Here is a 15,811-nt window from a genome sequence, read left to right as displayed (position 1 = left end):
TAATATGCTGATGAATAAAAAAGTGAATACAGCGTTACCCGATCAGGAACGGCTCAGGCGGGCAGTGATGATATCGCTTTTCACCTGGCGACGCGCTGAACCGGATGATAACACAGATACGCCGTTTGGGTGGTGGGGCGATACCTGGCCGACCGTACAAAATGACCGGATTGGCTCTCGATTGCACTTGTTAAAACGTAGCACTTTAACTAACCAGACAGTGCAAAAGGCGAAAGAATATATCGCTCAGTCGCTCACATGGATGACAGACGACGGTATCGCGCTTCGGGTTGATGTCGACGTGGTGCGCACAGGCATCGATAAATTAACCGCAACCGTCACCCTGACCTTACCTGACCATAATATAAAAACGATGACCATCAACAACCTGTGGAGCGTGATCCATGCAAAATAGCGGTTTTTCGCGCCCGACACTGCCACAACTGATAGACACGATTCGTGGTGATTTGCTAACACGATTTAATGAAGATAGCGTGTTGCGCCGTCTCGATGCTGAAGTGTACGCAAGAGTACAGGCTGCCGCCATTCATACTCTATACGGCTATATCGATTATTTAGCGCGCAATATCTTGCCGGATTTAGCGGATGAAGACTGGTTGACCCGACACGGTAATATCAAGCGTTGTCCCCGCAAAGGTGCACCCAACGCGAGCGGATTTGTTCGCTGGGAGGGGGTACAAAATGCCCTATCGCTGCCCGCTGACACTGAAATACACCGTGATGATGGTCAAATCTACACCACAACAGCCCCAACAACCTCAGCCAGTGGTGTACTTCGTGTGCCCGTCGTTGCAAAAAGCAGCGGTCAGGCTGGCAATTGTGAAGATGGTATCGCGTTACGTCTTGCAACCCCGATAACGGGACTGTCGTCTACCGGTTATGCCGATAACATCAGGACAGGAGCCGATATTGAAGATTTGGATAGCTGGCGACAACGCATCATGGCGCGCTGGTACGATACGCCACAAGGCGGTGCGGATAGTGATTATGTTCGCTGGGCGAAAGAAGTTTTAGGCATAAGTCGCGCATGGACACATCGCCATAAAAACGGTATCGGCACGGTTGGGGTGATGGTGGCGAGTGATGATGTAGACCATCCTGCCCCCACACAGGAAATCTTAACCAAAGTCAGAGAGCATATCTTACCCCTTGCTCCTGTTGCCGGAAGTGGCTTAACTATTTTCCCCGTTACAGCAAAAACCGTTGCTATTTCGATAGCCTTATCAACGGATACGCCAGAAATACGGGCAGCGGTTATCGCAGAAATCAAAGCCTTCTTACAACGAGAAGGCGAACCTGGCAGCAAGCTTTTTCTTTCAAGACTCGCTGAAGCTATCAGTCTTGCAGCAGGTGAAATCGCTCATCGTCTTATTGCGCCAACGGCAGATATTGAATTAGCCCAGACGGAAGTGCCGGTATTGGGTGAGGTCACGTGGGCAAAATATAAAGAGTGAGCATTATGACAAATCTGGACGACGAATATACGCAATTGTTGCGAACGTTATTACCGCCCGGCCCCGCATGGGATGAAGAAGATCCGCTCATTAAAGGGCTAGCCCCTTCACTGGCTCAAGCCCATCAACATGCTGATAGCCTGATGATTGAAATTAACCCGGCCCAATCGGTTGAATTAATTAACCGTTACGAAAAATTATGCGGATTGCCGGATAAATGCCTGGCTAATAGAGCGCAAACACTAGAAGAAAGGCAACAAGTGCTTGATGCCAAGGTTAATACTGTGGGCGGTATTAATGCGGCTTTTTTCAAAAAGCAGTTGGAAATATTGGGCTATCCAACAGCAACAATAGAACAATTTCAACATCTTGATAGTACACCCGATCCGGCTTGGGGTGACAAGTGGCGCTATTACTGGCGGATAAATATTCCTGCTGAAGCGAATATACGCTGGATTAGCTGTACCAGTGCTTGCAATGAGTCGATTAGGACGTGGGGAGATAGCGCCGTGGAATGTGTTATTGAGCGCCTGTGTCCTTCACATACCCAAGTACTTTTTGCCTACATTAAAGGAGAAAATGATGCATCGAATTGATACCTCTACCGCCCAAAAAGATAAATTCGGGCAGGGAAAAAACGGGTTTACCAACGGCGATCCGACTACGGGAACACCGTCAACAAAATTGAATAGTGATCTTTATGATGCACTACAAGAGGAAGTGTGTACCGTTATTGAACGCTCAGGTATTCGTCTTAATAAAAGCCAGCATGACCAGCTTTATCAAGCAGTGAAAAAATTATCTGAGGTAGAAGCGAATAAAGCAAAAAACGCGCTGATTGGTGGCTCCACAGTAGATTTGAATACGCTAAACAAGCTTGCTAAAGCCCTTGGTAATGATGCGAAATTTTCGGAAACAGTGATTAATTTATTAAATCAGAAATTAGCAAAAAATCAAAATGGCGCTGACATCCCAGACAAGAATCTTTTTCTGAAAAACCTTGGTTTAACGGAAACGGTAGATTGTGCAAAAAATGCACTGGATAAACGAACGGGTGGTAGCGTCAATGGCAACCTCCATGTGACCCAATCTGTGCATATCGGCGATAACGATTCAGGATTACGGGCTAATGGCGATGGCAACGTGGCATTTTATGCTAATAATGCAAAAGTAGCTTCCTGGAATAATGATCGATTGCATTGGTTAAAGAGTGTAGAAATTGATGGAACCATCAATACTCATAGCAATTTGCATATCTCATGGGGCGGCAGAACCGCGGTTTATCAAGAAAATGGTGATGTAACTGGCCCTATTTGGGGCGGGGCGTTAAGCAGCTGGCTTAATATGCAGATTAACAATCGAGGAGCAAAAAATACAGCTCACCTCGCTACGAATGGATGGTGGAAATGTGGTGACAGCGGCCTTATCAGACAATGGGGCATCACACCACCACTCAATGCCGGACAGATTTATACGGTATCTTTACCTTGTCCCGTCCCTCATGCCATTTTCTCGGCAAACGCGACGGTAAAATACAAAGGTATTGCTCCCGAGGGCAATTTAGGTACTTATGTCGAAATAGTCGGAAAATCGTTAATTATCAGTGCAGATTATACCAGAACAGGGATTAAAGCGCCGAGAACATGGGAGCTGGTTTGCTACTAACTCAACATTATCAGGCCGCCCTGACAATGTAGTTAAACGCGACATTTCGCGGGTGGGTTTCGCTACCGCCTGCATTAGACGTTGTTTTGTCAATGAATAGAAAAGAATCATTATCTCCATCCGTAGCACGTGAACCTGTATCTGCATTATACCCTACAGGCATTTTTTCTTTATTGTTTGCGTGGCCTAGTGGACCATCATCTTCAACATAATACCTGTCCCGATAACCATGAGCGTGGCTCTCGAGTGATGCAGTTTCAGACGATAAAACCTTACGCCTAGGATTCACGCCTCGCCCAGCATCCCAGCCACGAATAAACTCACCACGTAAATCAGGGAGTTTTCCTGATGGATAGGCGAGTGCTAAAAGCGGGTATTTTTTCTTATCGAATGGCTCACCGTTGCAGATAAACCAACCGGTCGGCGCTCTTTCAGCAGGCCAAGGCAGGGGAATACCTACCGGGATTTCGACACGCAATACTTCGGGTGTAACAGCATGAACATCTGTGGCAGTTAGCTGCACATCCTGAGTGAGAGTTTTGCCGTTAATTTTACGCTGATTGGGTGTGGCATTTTTTGCACAATCTACCGTTTCCGTTAAACCAAGGTTTTATTGAATTCAGAATTTAGCTAATATTTTGACCAAAACCAGGCATAATAAGTCTTTTAGAGGAAGGTTAAGGGGCTAAAATGGCAAAAATAGGCTATATGAGGGTGTCAAAAAATGACCAAAACACCGATTTACAGCAAAAATCCTTGATTTGCGCAAATTGTGAACAGATTTTTGAGGATAAAATCAGCGGAAAAACAGACCAGAGACCCGGATTAAAACGTGCTCTAAACGCACTGAAATCGGGTGACACATTGGTGGTCTGGAAGCTGGATAGACTGGGTCGCAGCATTAAACATTTGATTACTTTAATATCCAAACTTGAAGATGAAGGCATTCATTTTCATAGTTTAACGGATTCTATCGACACCTCTTCGTCAGCAGGTCGTTTTTTCTTTCATGTGATGAGTGCCTTGGCGCAAATGGAGCGGGAGCTTATTGTTGAACGTACTCAGGCAGGTTTGGCTGCAGCGAGAAGCAGAGGACGAAGAAAAAAAACCGCTTTACCACGACGGCTGAACTTATGTTGCAACTCTCAACTGCAAAACGACAAAATAAGCTCAAACAATATCTATCACGTTCGGTGATGGCCCCGAAGTTATTGATCATAGATTAGATTGCATATCTACCGTTTGGGCGAGAGGAAGCAAACCTATTTTTCAATGTGATTGCCAAACGTTAGCAAAGACTTGAAAAATTTAGTGGAGTGTGAGACTAAAGAGACTGTATTTATTTAAGGGGGATAATAATGAGTGAATTTTCGGGAAAGGATTTATATCAAATAAAAATCACACTAATTGATAGTAAACCACTAATTTGGCGACGTTTGATCGTTCTGAAGACAATACCTCTTGATGAACTACACATGGTTATACAATTAGCTATGGGTTGTACAAATGATCATTTGTACAGTTTTGAAAAAGGAGATTTGCGATATGGAATGATTATGGACGATTTTAAAGAAACATATCTGCAAGATAGTACAGGTGTGCCTTTGAGCAAACTCCTTCGTAAGAAAGGAGAAAAAATGGTTTACTTATACGATTTCGGAGACAACTGGGATCATTGCATTTTGCTTGAAGAATCATCATTGCCTGATCAGGAATTACTCCAGCTCCCCATCTGTATAAAGGGAGCGGAAGCCTGCCCATCTGAAGACTCTGGGGGGCTTTGGGGATATTACCAAAAGCTCAAAGATATTCAAGATGTTGATAATCCAGAGCGTGAAGAATTACACGAGTGGCTAATGTGCGACATAGCTGAACGAGCATATGACCTTAAAACTATCAATCAGCGGTTGATTAATTTTTACTCTTGAAATATACACATGGAGTGTCCATAGTTCAAAAGGTAGCATTTTAAGTGCTACCTCTGAGACTAAGGTGAGAACATGAGTGCTCTATTGACGAGCAGTTTGGTTAATAAATATTCGCTATTTTGCCCTCGCTGGGACACAGCATCAAGAATTTAATCGGTTTAATCTCTGAATTGAAAGATAAAGGGATTCATTTTCATAGTTTGACAGATTCTATCAACATCTATTCGTAAGTAGGGCGTTCTTTTATGTGATGAACGCTTTGGGGCTAATGGAGCTTACAGCGGCGAGAAGCAGAGAGAGCGTATCGGCGGTAGGTCTTGCTCATTTATCTTATGTATAGGAACAGTAGGCTCAAGAATTACTTGAGTCCTGCCATAGTAGAAAAAAGCTTGTATTACTTTATCTAGTTTCATCGGCCATCATCTACAAATATTGTCCCGTTGATCGTACCACTAGAACAGACCAAAGTGCCTCCGATGAAAAATAACAGTGTAATTCCGTTGCACTGATGGAAACAAGAGTAGCTCACCATTTATCGCACGTTTTGGCTTCAAATATCGCACGCCGCATCAATGTAATTTAAAATTCATGCGCTCGGTGAGTAATAACGCACTATTAATGCCACTGCTTTCGGAATAAACCGTCCCCGTAAACGGATACATCGAGCCGTGTGAACCCGCGCACCAAAAGAGCGCATCGAGTGGCAAGCGGGCTTCGCTGGCAATCGCATCGGCAGCACAGGCTAACTGGGCAATACTGTTGCCAAACAGCATTGCCTCTGGATTGGTAAAGAGCGCCAGATTGTCGTCCATCCACATCGGGTCAAGTTCCGAGAGATAGCCAATGTCATATTCCCCGCCTTGCATGCAGCCGATGGTGGTTAAGATATTAAGCCAGCTGATAAGCGGATATTTGTACCAGTGAACGTGGTACATGCCGCCTGGATTTTCATTCGCGCCTTTGGTGCCTTTTCCCATGCCAATTTGTCCTATCGGAATGGTGAAACCACCCATATTGACCATACACATCGGTGAGCGCGTCACATCGGTCATGGCAAACGGCTCCCAGAAACCTATCGCAAGACCAATACGCTGAAATAACGGCGGTGACGCAGGACATAGCTGAATCGGTGATGAAGGATTACGCGTATCCGGTAGACTACTGCTATTTAAACTGATATCACCAAGGCTGATTGGAAACAGACAACGCCAGCAGATATCGGTAATGGGATTAACCCAGCGACCCTCACACAACGATGCTTTTGCTAGCATCGGATTGAGTAGTAAAAAAGCAAACAATAAGTGCAAGCGTCGCGTTTTCATCATTTGCCTCGCTTCGCTTTTTCAACAGCAGCTAATAACGTTTTTTCATCGACCACACCGGTTAATATTGAATTATTCTGTGCAACGGGGTTTTCGCTACTAGCAATAATTAACGCGGGTAATGTTTGTATATTAAATTGCTCAGCAAAAAATGCGATCGTTGTTGCCAGTTTTTCGTTAGCATTTTGAAAACCCCTAAGTTGAGATTCTTTGTCCAGCAAAGGAACACCGTTTTTTCTAAAGCTCTCATCAATACTGATGCCACTAAATAAATCCGCGTAATAATTTAAAAATGCTACTTCGCCACCATTTAGCCATACCATCAATTCGGCTTGCGCCGCCAACAACGATTGTTTTGACTCATCTGGCAGATTTTTAAAAACAAATCGAATATCAGGGTGGTTTTTGGCTAACTTTAAAATCATCGGCGCCATCTTTGCGCAGTCGGCACATTGATAGTGATAAAGCACCATGACCCTGACTTTGCCAGCAGGATTGACAACAGGGGTAATATCACCCTTATCACTGTCGTAATATTCCCCAAGCATTTTTAGATTTTCTAGCCCTGTTAACTCCTCTGCCAATGAAATGATTGGCAACAAAAATGCACCCAGTAGTGATCCGATAATGAGATGTTTGTTCATTATTCCCTTTTCTCCATTTTGCGTGTTTTGGAGTTTCATTGTACCGCAACCTCGGTTATCCGTAGCAAGGATTGATTTGGCATTTCATCCACGACACTGGGTAATTTCTCAATGCCAAACCGGTTAACCAAAACGCCACCTTGGTCAAAGTAGATACGCTGATTTAAGGTCTTTGCCGTGGTTTTTATATTTCCGTTCACCAAAATGATTTTTTGGATGGCAGTCTTGGGTTTTTGCGCCACGACCCAGGCAAGTTGTTTTTCGTCATCGCCATCGATGAAATAAAGCGTTTCATTAAAAGGGGTGATATCAAAGGGGGTTATCTTCTGCCCTTTGCGCGCAAACACCGTGCCGTTGTGGTCACGAATATCTTTGGTGACGGTGAAACTGGGGTCAAACGTTCGTGTGGTATATTTTACCGCTTTGGTGAGTCCCTGCACCGGTTCAGGTCGCTCGGCATTTTTTGTTACCCGTTGCCGCCATTCCTGCTGAATTTTTTCCTCATTGCCTAAAAAGGCACTTTCCACCTGTTCTTTAATCACCGTCAGCAAATTTTGTTCGGCTATCGCCCAAACATCGCCAAACGTGCCGATTTCAGTGGCTAGACTTCCTGCACTGAAATTCATCAAAATACCGATACAAGGCAGCCACTTATTCATGGTTTTTCATTGCCTCGGCAATTTGTTGCTGGATATCAGCGGTTTTATCGACTGCCCCTGCCATCACCGCACTATTGACCAGTATTACAGTGTTACTTTTACTATTTTTTTCTAGTACCCGCTTTAAGGTGTTGTTATATCGTTCTATCAGCTGGTCTTTTTTCTCATCTGACAAGTCCAGTTTGCTGACCTGCAGTAAAAAGCGATCAGGGGTCTTTTTCATATCAAAGGTGATAATGTTCGTCCGAGGACAAAGACAGTGGTGTACGGAAATCATCAGCAGAGCACTTAATAAGCTCCCCGTGATAAAATTGATGATGGCGGTCTTTTTCATGCGGCTATGCCTTTGAGTAATGCGACTATTTTTTGCATTTATTTGTACTCCAAAAACAGTTAATCGATATGACAAACGCTAACTAAAGCCTTATCCCATGACATACCTAGGTAATACCCCGAATACTTGTTGAAATCATGAAAAACTCAGTGGTCATCGCAACTACCAGCACCACCTGAATCACCCAGCGCCACCTTGACTGCGGATGTAACTTGAGAAGCACACACAACAATGCGATGATTATCAACGCCATGATGATTATGATGTCCAATTCACACCACCTCTCTCATGGTTTCACCTGCTTTAATTTCGCCAATAACGCAGGGTCTTTTTGTTGCGCCATTTCAAAAATAATGTCATTGATGCTTGCCCCTTCCTTTAGGCGTTTTTCCCGATAGGTGAAGTCGTCACCTCGGGAAGAGAAAAGCTCATTACTTAACGGGTCGAGCATCAATCGATGAAAACTGCTGTAACCGCCCACACTTAAATGCACGGCACTAAATCCGGCACGGCTGGCAGGGGGAAACTTTTGAATTAATGCCCACTCCATTTCGTTGAAGGTGGAAGGTTCTTCTTTCTGGAAGGTGGTAAAGGCTTTTGCATCCTGCATCAGCGTGAATTTAAAGCTGCTGTTGTCATAAGCGGCCAGCGCTGCCGTACTTAAATTTTTATCGCGGATGCTTTGTGTTACAGTGCCAAATGAGCCATTATGCCGACGGGCAGTACGGTAACCTTCTTCGATGAAATCGCGGACTTTAGGGCTTTTGGCATCCAGCAGTTTCCAGCCTTCATCAATGATGTTCATCTTGCGTAAACTGCGTGGCGTGTTGTACATCAGGTTTTCTGACCAGAGCATGAGCGTAAATAACACTGCCATGAGCAAATCCCGATTGGCTTTTAAGCCACCGAGTTCGGTGACCACAAAGCGCATATCCGGCTTTAAGGTCGGCTCACTGCTATTAAAGTATTTGCCGTATATCCCCTTGGTGGTGTATTTGTTTAGCAGTACCAGAATTTCATCAATGCGACCGGTGATACGGCTAGCCGTCTCGATTTTACCGCGATGTTTTTTTAGATAGTTAACGACATCATCAATACGCATATCCTGTTTTTTGTTAGGCCAGGATTCGGTGATGGCTTCGAGTATCAGTGATTCATGCACTTCATCCATCAATCCATTGGGGCTTACCAGAATGCACAACTGGTCACGAATGCGCTCAGCGCTCAAGGTGATATCGGTAATGTTGGCAAACGGATTAAAGCGCAAGGTTTCGCCGTTAATGTAGGTGCCCCCCACACTCTGGCAAAACGCCTTGTAGCTGTCACCGATATCAAAGATAGACAAATAACCGCCGCTATCTAATACCTGTCTGGCAATCGTTTGTGCCAACACCGATTTCCCTGCGCCGGAGGTGCCCGATTCAAACCAGTTGAAATTGGTATTGGGCAAACTTGCGTCAAAAATATCGAGAAACGCCAGTTGATGGCGGTAACTCGGGAAGACTATCCCTGCCTGACTGAGCTTGTTATCGGCGATAATCGGCATGAGATTGACCGCCTGAAAAGATTCGGCTCGTTGAATGGCTCCGGTTTTTAAGAAGTCTTTCCAGAGCTTCGGGTTATCGCCTACCGCAAAAGGTAGGTGCCCCAGGAAGTTACGCATCTGCATTAAATCCGCTCTGACCATATTAAGCCCCTGCATGGCAAACGCTTTTTTGGTGCGCTCCGCTTCTTTAGCGGCCTCCTCTTCATCATCACGACAAAAGAGCGTAACCCCGAAGTAATAACCGGACAGTGACGTCGCGGTGGACAGCAAGCCTTCGCGCAAACTCTTCCATTCCGCGTGCTGGCGTTTGGTTGAGGGGATATATTTGGCATAAGACGAGGAGACTTTCCGCTCCAAATCCAGAAACTGCTTATTGGCTTCACCCTGACTCCGTGACTGGTCTTCAGTTTGAATAATAAAACTCATCACAAATGGGCAGCGGATGCCGTTTTGCGGATTGAGTAAATTAGAAATGATGTTGCCGTTTTGCCAGAGGTAGTGCTCTCTGGGATTACTGTCGAGATTAAAGTGAATGGCTCGGGTGGAAAACGGGTTATCTTCTTCATTGCGCCCCGTGATTTCGACATACCCAGGCTTAAACCAGTAGCAGGTATTGTTCTGCACAATCTGCTGATTAATCGCTTTGTCTTCTATCCACTCTGCTAAATACGGCTTCAATCTTTCTGTGTCCAAATTAATCATTTCGCGCATCATCTGCAAAAAGCGGGTAATTGACGCATTGTCCGCATGAATATCCGAAGCATTAAGTGCACTTAACAGATTACGGCGGGTTTCACGGATTTTGATGATTTCCCTTTCCGTTACCCGCTTGCACGGCTGGCAGAACGCAAAAAACAGATGATAATCTCTGAGCGTCAACGGCAGATTTTGGGGATTGGCAAACTGATGGCGCGTCGCATCAAGATAAAACCCCTGCGTGATTTGATTGCATTCATCAGCACGATTGCCCTGCCAGCTAAAATCACGCAATCCGTTAGCTAATTTTTCATACACCGTTTGACTGGACAGTAAAATCACCTGTAGTGGCATATCGCGCGGTAGATTGTTTTTCACCAGTTCTTCGAGTGATTCGACCAGTTTTTCATTGGCACCGATTAGGGGCTGCGCTTCTAGCAAAAAGCCCAGTGAGTGCTGATTAATAAACAACTGATGGTCGCTGTCATAATCCCGATAGGGCAACAGATCGCGTAAATGCGGATAATCCATCGACTCGAGCTTTTTTGCCGTTTCACGGGTGGTGTCTTTTTCCATCAAGGCGTTGCCCACCAGTTCAATAATTTTGAGTGGATTGACGTGTTTTAACATCACACCTTCTCCACATTTGCCCAGCTGGACGGGGTGGTCACGAAATAAACCACTTCACCAGCATGAACGACTTCATCCGGTGAAACATAAGGCGCAATCCATGCACGCGTTATCCGCTCCACCTGCCGAGACGGTGCGCTGATTTCAGACAGACAAGGACTTGCCGGACAGGCAGTACTGGACTGTGTGAGGGCGTTATTCGTTAGCCAGCGTGAAGAAAGATTTTTAGCGGGTGACGGTAATGGGTTGTTTATGTTCTGAGGTCGTTCAGTTAAAAATGTTACAGCTGTTTGCATCGGGTTTAATTGAATTAAACGATAAGCCGATAGCGTAAATCCTTTAGCGGACTTGACGACCTCGCCTTTATATTGGGCGACTAAGTGACTGGCGGTATCGGTCATCGCATCCGCCTCGCTCATCCAGTAACCGGAGTCTTTGGCAGGTTTGCCAAATTCAAACTCACTATTCATGCCAGCGCAGCCGGAGAGCAACACAATGCTACTGATAAGCGCTATGCGATACTTCAACATAATGTTGAGTCCTTCTTGTTAGATTTTTTTTGAAAAACCCCGATAGCCAGCCTCAAAAAACTAAGCATTAAGGTGATAGCAAGTGACAGACGAAAAACAGGGAAAAGCAGGTCGGCGACCTTATCGAACGTTAAAACCACCGCCTCAGGTTCAAAGGGATAGGTCATTGAAAAATGACCGTTTAATGCAAACGCCACCGTGAGCCAAATAAACGTCATGGGAAAATAAAAACTGACATTCATTATCAGTTGCAAGCCATGCAGGGCGATTTTTTTAACGATTGACGCCTTTTGTTTAATCGGCAGCATCGCGGGGTTTTTTGTACTCACCCCATTAAGGAATGGATGTTTGATAATGGGTTTCTGCGCTAACGTATTCATCAGGTTATTCCTCTTTGGTTAATGGCGTCCGGTCGGAATTTCGACGAAAAAGACCGATAGCAAGCTGCAAAACACAAAGTATCAGCGTGATACAAAGCGACAAGCGAAAAACCTGTTCAAGCAGTTGCCAGCCGGCATCCATCACCTGGCTTACTTCGCTAAATTTAAACACTTCATCCGTTGATAAATGCCCCACATAAAAAAACATCATCGTTAACCAGAAAAAGATAACCGGTAAGTAAAAAAAGCCTTTTTTAACCTGTTGTAACGTGTGTTCAACGCACTGATTAATGTCGACGAGGATGTTTGTTGCGAATCGATTCATGGCTTTATGCCTCCGTGATTTGACGGTGGTTTTGTGGGTGTGACAAAATCAGATAAATCCATTGAGGCGGCACTGCCCAACTGGTTAAGCAGTTCCGGTGGCAGGTTGGTTTTCACGCTGTTGCTGACGTTTTTCGCCAGTTGGTGGGTGATTCGCTGACCTTTTTCGCTTCCAGGTCTTCAATAAATTCCGCCTTAAACCCTTTTTGGAAAACCACTTCGACACGATTCGCAGCGCCTATCGGGATAACCGGATGGTATTGCTCGGAGCGCTCAATGTAATAATCCGCCAGTTTATTGGCTGCGGTCGAAGCCCCGCTACCGAGCGCTTGTCTGGCGACCTCCTGAGTCGTAGCCTGATGAGTTGCCCCCATGCCGACGGTGGTATTGCCAATTTGCGAGAAGGCGTTACCCAACCCCCCTAGTGCACCCGCCCCAAAAGCCAGTCCCAGCATGGCACCATTGCGCATAACGGGTATGCCTTTAATGCCGTTTTTGCCATAAAAACCGACATGTCCTTCAACCACCTGGTCAATATGTTTGTTGTTGATGACACACGACAGGCGCTCAAGTCTCACTTCTGCCCGTTCGCTCGAAATCTCGCCCCAGGCCGATGCGGTGACAAAGCAGTGGGTTAATTTATCCAGCTTTTGATTGCCAGGCAGATGGGCAAGTCCCGTTAACTTAAACTGCATGGCGACTTTTTTTGTTTCGCCTTTCACCGACGCATTGGCATCCGCCCCTTCTAGCACGATGGCGGTTGAAAACGTCCCCGAGGGGACATAAAAACCGGATGAGGCTGTATTTTCTTTTTTCGGATAAGTAAAACGGGTACTTTCAAGCTGGCCTTTCGGTGGCAGGATAGCGATTTGCGAGGAATACTCTGTTTGACTTGCCCCTGGTGTCGGCCGGCTTTCCATTGCTTTTTGATTACTCTGTATTTCAGCCTGAAGCTGACCCACATTAGCCTTTAACTGGCTATTTTCGTTTTTAACCGCATCAAAATCACGCTTAATGCCCTGAATTTCTTTTAGCAACATGTCCATCGTCTGCCGATTCGCTTTTTCGCTTAGCTGCGCATCCGTAACCACATTGCCTTGCACCTTATTGTCAAAGGTATTAGTGATGGCGCCGGTTAAATCCGGCTCCTGAGCGGTGGGATTACCTGATTGTGCGGTGCTGTCAGCAGCGGTGAGTTCCACGCCTGAGGCTTGCCTGTTTATCCACCACAGCAGCGTGAAAATCGCCACCACACCGAGGCCAATTGCACCAAATACCACCTTTTGATTTTTGCGGATAAAATGATTGATATTCATTGCGGTTTCTCCTTAATCAAAAGAAACAGCGTGACCTGCTCATGCGGTAGTAAGGTGTTAACGGTCGGATTAAACGCAATGGCCATCGTTTGGGGTACCCAAAAGACCCGCTCATTTAACTGAATGGGTTGGGTCGTTTTATTCTCAATATTAACCCGTAATAGCCGAAACTGTTTACCCTGGAAGCTGACACTGTCCCGAAAGCGAAAATTGTTTAATGCCGAAGCTGACCAGTTGACATTTACACGACCATTTTTGACAAAACCGGTAGGGATATTGTCGTTCATCGCTACTGTGAAAGTACGGGTAATAAACTGGCTATAAGAGTCGCTAGTCTTCTCCCAATCCTGGGCAACCGCCTCCGCTTTCGCCTCGGCATTCATCACGCTCACATTGATGCCCTGGGATTTTTTAACCGGTATCGCATTGACCGTGAAACCAAAGCCCTTTTCGGTTTCGATGTAGAGCGAAAACGGCGCGGTTTCCTCGGTGGTGAAAATTAATGCCCCACTGTCGGTCGCTTTTTTATCGGCGAGCTTGCCGGCGGCGCTATTGGCTTCCACAATCCGGTCGTTCATCACCGCAATCACATTGGGTTCACGATTACTCACCATTAGTCGCACCACGCTGTGGGGGGTAACGGTCAGGTTCTCTGCCCAACCCGATGTGGAAATCAAAATAAAACTTAAGCAAAAAAGCGGTTTGTTCATGCCGGCAACTCCACAAAATCCGTCAGTTTCAATGCCCCGTCGCGCGTCTCAAGGAGCAAGCGATAGTGCTTCTCGACCGGCTCCACCGCTTTAATGCCGTAGAAGAAATGCAATTCGCCGGTAATATCCACCACCCCACTATCAGGACTCACTTTGACTTCCTTGAGATAAAAGGTAGAGCTGGCTTCATTGATAGCCATCCGCTGACGCTCTTCGGCTAACACTTCTATTAATTTTTCGCGTAAATGCGTATCACTATAGGCCAGCAACAAATCATGACTGTCTTTAATGGTTTGCGCCGAAACGTTAAGACGCAGATTCAGCAGACTTAAGGCCATCAGCCGAAGATAACGCGCATCACCGCGCGTGCCGTAAAAGCTAAAACCTTCGTGGTCAACCATGGGGGTAATAATCGTTTGATGATTGTTAATAAGCTGAGAAGTCAATTCCCTGTTTTGCATCAGCAGGCGGTAGCAAACACCTAAACTTAACACCGTTATCACCACACAGGTCACGACCCCGATGGCCAGTTGTTTTTGTGATGATTTTCGCAGTTGATAATCCATTCACGCGCCTCACGCTATCCAGTACCGTTTGAAACTTTCGGGTAAAACAGTGATAAAAAAACGCATAATGGAAGTCGGTAGACACCAGTACGCCAGCCCCAACAGATAACTTGACCCTTTGCCCTGCTTAAGCCTGCGAAGCCCAACAAAGGCGATGGCTAATGCGGGGGCAAATATCCACATATTGACGAAAATCGCACAACCAATAAGCGGCAAGTAAACCACCCCCTCATCCATCGTCAGCCCACAAAAACGACGCTGATGGGTAAGCGTGGTAGGGAACTGATAGCGAGAAGCGGCATCCATTTAAATCAACCCGAAGACCACGTTAACAAACACAATCACCGCGGCAATCCCGCCAAACACCGCCAGATTTTTGGTTTTTACGTAAGCAAAAATCGCAGCAAGGATTTTCAGTACGTACAAAATCCAGACAACGGTTGAGCCTTTACCAAAGGTACTTTTCACCACCTCCTTGCCACCACTGAATAAATCCCCGGTTGTCGGTGGGTCTGCATAAACCTGCATGGCAGGAATAAACATTAATAATCCAAAAAACATCAGAGTGAATAACGATTTTTGTTGCTTTAACACCTTACACATAGCTACCGCACCCACAGTGAAAGGGTTTTTTAGGCATGAAGTGACCTTGCCGTTCATTTAAGTCTCCTTAAAACGGTTAATAGTTAAATTGAGTAAAAACTTAGCGTTTGTGTCTTAATAACGTTGAAAAATAAGGCGTCTATAAATTGAAGGAGAAAATCTCTGATTGCGTGATCTCCTATTTACCTCATTTCATCGATACATTTTCTTTCTTCTGAGCTCCCTAGTAGCTCTTTTAATTTATCTTTCGCTTCATCTCCTGATTTCTCAACCAAATAACGGATAAATTCATTTACTGTGACAGGTCTTCCTATGTAATGACCGATGTCGAGTACAATCTTGTCTAATCTGTCTCTTAATTCAGTGCCAACATAAATATTTTTTCCTTTTGATAGCTGCTTAAACATACAAGATCCCTTAAAAATTCATTATTAATGCTTGATTAAGTAAAAGTAATTATCCCAAAAAATTTCCGGATAATCT

At 45.3% G+C, this 15,811-nt stretch carries 20 protein-coding genes and 3 pseudogenes; 7 read left to right on the top strand and 16 right to left on the bottom strand.

The features are described 5' to 3' along the window. Nucleotides 1-4 precede the first annotated feature (4 nt). Genes V3224_RS25070 through V3224_RS25055 form a run of 4 tightly spaced genes read left to right on the top strand, consistent with a single transcriptional unit; the run spans nt 5 to nt 3,140 of the window. The gene (locus V3224_RS25070; RefSeq protein WP_334472977.1) at nt 5-415 is read left to right on the top strand and encodes a phage GP46 family protein; all 411 of its coding nucleotides are present in this window, start codon (nt 5-7) and stop codon (nt 413-415) included. After that, nucleotides 405-1,475: a baseplate J/gp47 family protein gene (locus V3224_RS25065; RefSeq protein WP_334472975.1), complete on the top strand. Its 1,071-nt coding sequence runs from the start codon at nt 405-407 to the stop codon at nt 1,473-1,475. The genes V3224_RS25070 and V3224_RS25065 overlap by 11 nt, the downstream gene beginning before the upstream one ends. A 5-nt stretch (nt 1,476-1,480) precedes the next feature. Next, entirely contained in the window at nt 1,481-2,071 is a 591-nt protein-coding gene (locus tag V3224_RS25060; RefSeq protein ID WP_334472974.1) for a YmfQ family protein, read from the top strand. Further along, nucleotides 2,058-3,140 carry a gp53-like domain-containing protein gene (locus V3224_RS25055; RefSeq protein WP_334473226.1) on the top strand — a complete coding sequence of 361 codons (1,083 nt, stop codon included), beginning with the start codon at nt 2,058-2,060 and terminating at the stop codon, nt 3,138-3,140. Before V3224_RS25060 ends, V3224_RS25055 begins: the two co-directional genes overlap by 14 nt. A gap of 10 nt (nt 3,141-3,150) precedes the next feature. On the opposite strand, the gene V3224_RS25050 is transcribed toward V3224_RS25055, so the two are convergent. Next, nucleotides 3,151-3,663, bottom strand: a complete 513-nt coding sequence (locus V3224_RS25050; protein WP_334473224.1) for a phage tail protein — start codon at nt 3,661-3,663, stop codon at nt 3,151-3,153. Nucleotides 3,664-3,830: 167 nt separating this feature from the next. Here V3224_RS25050 and V3224_RS25045 point away from each other — a divergent pair. The 3 genes and pseudogenes from V3224_RS25045 to V3224_RS25035 all read left to right on the top strand — a co-directional run. Then, nucleotides 3,831-4,238: pseudogene (locus tag V3224_RS25045) on the top strand (recombinase family protein); the annotation flags it as partial. A 2-nt stretch (nt 4,239-4,240) separates the two neighbouring features. Further along, nucleotides 4,241-4,429: pseudogene (locus tag V3224_RS25040) on the top strand (ATP-binding protein); the annotation flags it as partial. A gap of 69 nt (nt 4,430-4,498) precedes the next feature. After that, entirely contained in the window at nt 4,499-5,068 is a 570-nt protein-coding gene (locus V3224_RS25035) for a plasmid pRiA4b ORF-3 family protein (RefSeq protein WP_334470793.1), read from the top strand. Between the two features lie 572 nt (nt 5,069-5,640). On the opposite strand, the pseudogene traU reads toward V3224_RS25035, so the two are convergent. The 15 genes and pseudogenes from traU to V3224_RS24960 form a co-directional block, all read right to left on the bottom strand. Next, nucleotides 5,641-6,390 (bottom strand): annotated as a pseudogene (gene traU / locus V3224_RS25030) (conjugal transfer pilus assembly protein TraU); the annotation flags it as partial. Next, nucleotides 6,390-7,034 (bottom strand): thioredoxin domain-containing protein, encoded by a 645-nt coding sequence (locus V3224_RS25025; protein ID WP_334472970.1) that lies wholly within the window; start codon nt 7,032-7,034, stop codon nt 6,390-6,392. The pseudogene traU and the gene V3224_RS25025, both read right to left, overlap by 1 nt. A gap of 35 nt (nt 7,035-7,069) precedes the next feature. Beyond that, on the bottom strand, nt 7,070-7,693 hold the full coding sequence (traW, locus tag V3224_RS25020) for a type-F conjugative transfer system protein TraW (protein ID WP_334472968.1): 624 nt from the start codon (nt 7,691-7,693) through the stop codon (nt 7,070-7,072). Further along, nucleotides 7,686-8,027: a TrbI F-type domain-containing protein gene (locus V3224_RS25015; RefSeq protein ID WP_334472967.1), complete on the bottom strand. Its 342-nt coding sequence runs from the start codon at nt 8,025-8,027 to the stop codon at nt 7,686-7,688. The genes traW and V3224_RS25015 overlap by 8 nt, the downstream gene beginning before the upstream one ends. Nucleotides 8,028-8,133: 106 nt before the next feature. Next, nucleotides 8,134-8,298, bottom strand: a complete 165-nt coding sequence (locus V3224_RS25010; RefSeq protein WP_334472966.1) for a hypothetical protein — start codon at nt 8,296-8,298, stop codon at nt 8,134-8,136. A gap of 15 nt (nt 8,299-8,313) precedes the next feature. Next, nucleotides 8,314-10,899, bottom strand: coding sequence for a type IV secretion system protein TraC (gene traC, locus V3224_RS25005; RefSeq protein ID WP_334472965.1), 2,586 nt, complete (start codon nt 10,897-10,899; stop codon nt 8,314-8,316). Then, nucleotides 10,899-11,429 carry a type IV conjugative transfer system lipoprotein TraV gene (gene traV, locus V3224_RS25000; protein WP_334472964.1) on the bottom strand — a complete coding sequence of 177 codons (531 nt, stop codon included), beginning with the start codon at nt 11,427-11,429 and terminating at the stop codon, nt 10,899-10,901. The genes traC and traV overlap by 1 nt, the downstream gene beginning before the upstream one ends. Continuing rightward, nucleotides 11,423-11,809: a hypothetical protein gene (locus tag V3224_RS24995; protein ID WP_334472963.1), complete on the bottom strand. Its 387-nt coding sequence runs from the start codon at nt 11,807-11,809 to the stop codon at nt 11,423-11,425. The genes traV and V3224_RS24995 overlap by 7 nt, the downstream gene beginning before the upstream one ends. 4 nt (nt 11,810-11,813) lie before the next feature. Then, nucleotides 11,814-12,134, bottom strand: a complete 321-nt coding sequence (locus V3224_RS24990; protein ID WP_334473044.1) for a hypothetical protein — start codon at nt 12,132-12,134, stop codon at nt 11,814-11,816. A 112-nt stretch (nt 12,135-12,246) separates the two neighbouring features. Beyond that, the gene (locus V3224_RS24985; RefSeq protein WP_334473045.1) at nt 12,247-13,449 is read right to left on the bottom strand and encodes a TrbI/VirB10 family protein; all 1,203 of its coding nucleotides are present in this window, start codon (nt 13,447-13,449) and stop codon (nt 12,247-12,249) included. Next, on the bottom strand, nt 13,446-14,159 hold the full coding sequence (locus V3224_RS24980; protein ID WP_334473047.1) for a TraK domain-containing protein: 714 nt from the start codon (nt 14,157-14,159) through the stop codon (nt 13,446-13,448). The genes V3224_RS24985 and V3224_RS24980 overlap by 4 nt, the downstream gene beginning before the upstream one ends. After that, entirely contained in the window at nt 14,156-14,725 is a 570-nt protein-coding gene (locus tag V3224_RS24975) for a TraE/TraK family type IV conjugative transfer system protein (protein ID WP_334473049.1), read from the bottom strand. The genes V3224_RS24980 and V3224_RS24975 overlap by 4 nt, the downstream gene beginning before the upstream one ends. Before the next feature lie 9 nt (nt 14,726-14,734). After that, on the bottom strand, nt 14,735-15,031 hold the full coding sequence (gene traL, locus V3224_RS24970) for a type IV conjugative transfer system protein TraL (protein ID WP_334473051.1): 297 nt from the start codon (nt 15,029-15,031) through the stop codon (nt 14,735-14,737). Continuing rightward, nucleotides 15,032-15,385 (bottom strand): type IV conjugative transfer system pilin TraA, encoded by a 354-nt coding sequence (locus tag V3224_RS24965; protein WP_334473053.1) that lies wholly within the window; start codon nt 15,383-15,385, stop codon nt 15,032-15,034. It lies immediately after the preceding gene. A 125-nt stretch (nt 15,386-15,510) separates the two neighbouring features. Then, nucleotides 15,511-15,735, bottom strand: a complete 225-nt coding sequence (locus V3224_RS24960) for a hypothetical protein (RefSeq protein WP_334473054.1) — start codon at nt 15,733-15,735, stop codon at nt 15,511-15,513. Between the last annotated feature and the right edge of the window lie 76 nt (nt 15,736-15,811).

This window comes from Arsenophonus sp. PmNCSU2021_1, assembly GCF_036919435.1.
GTDB classification, from domain to species: domain Bacteria; phylum Pseudomonadota; class Gammaproteobacteria; order Enterobacterales; family Enterobacteriaceae; genus Arsenophonus; species Arsenophonus nilaparvatae.
Note: the sequence above shows the minus strand (reverse complement) of the source record. Positions and strands in the feature narration are given on the sequence as shown.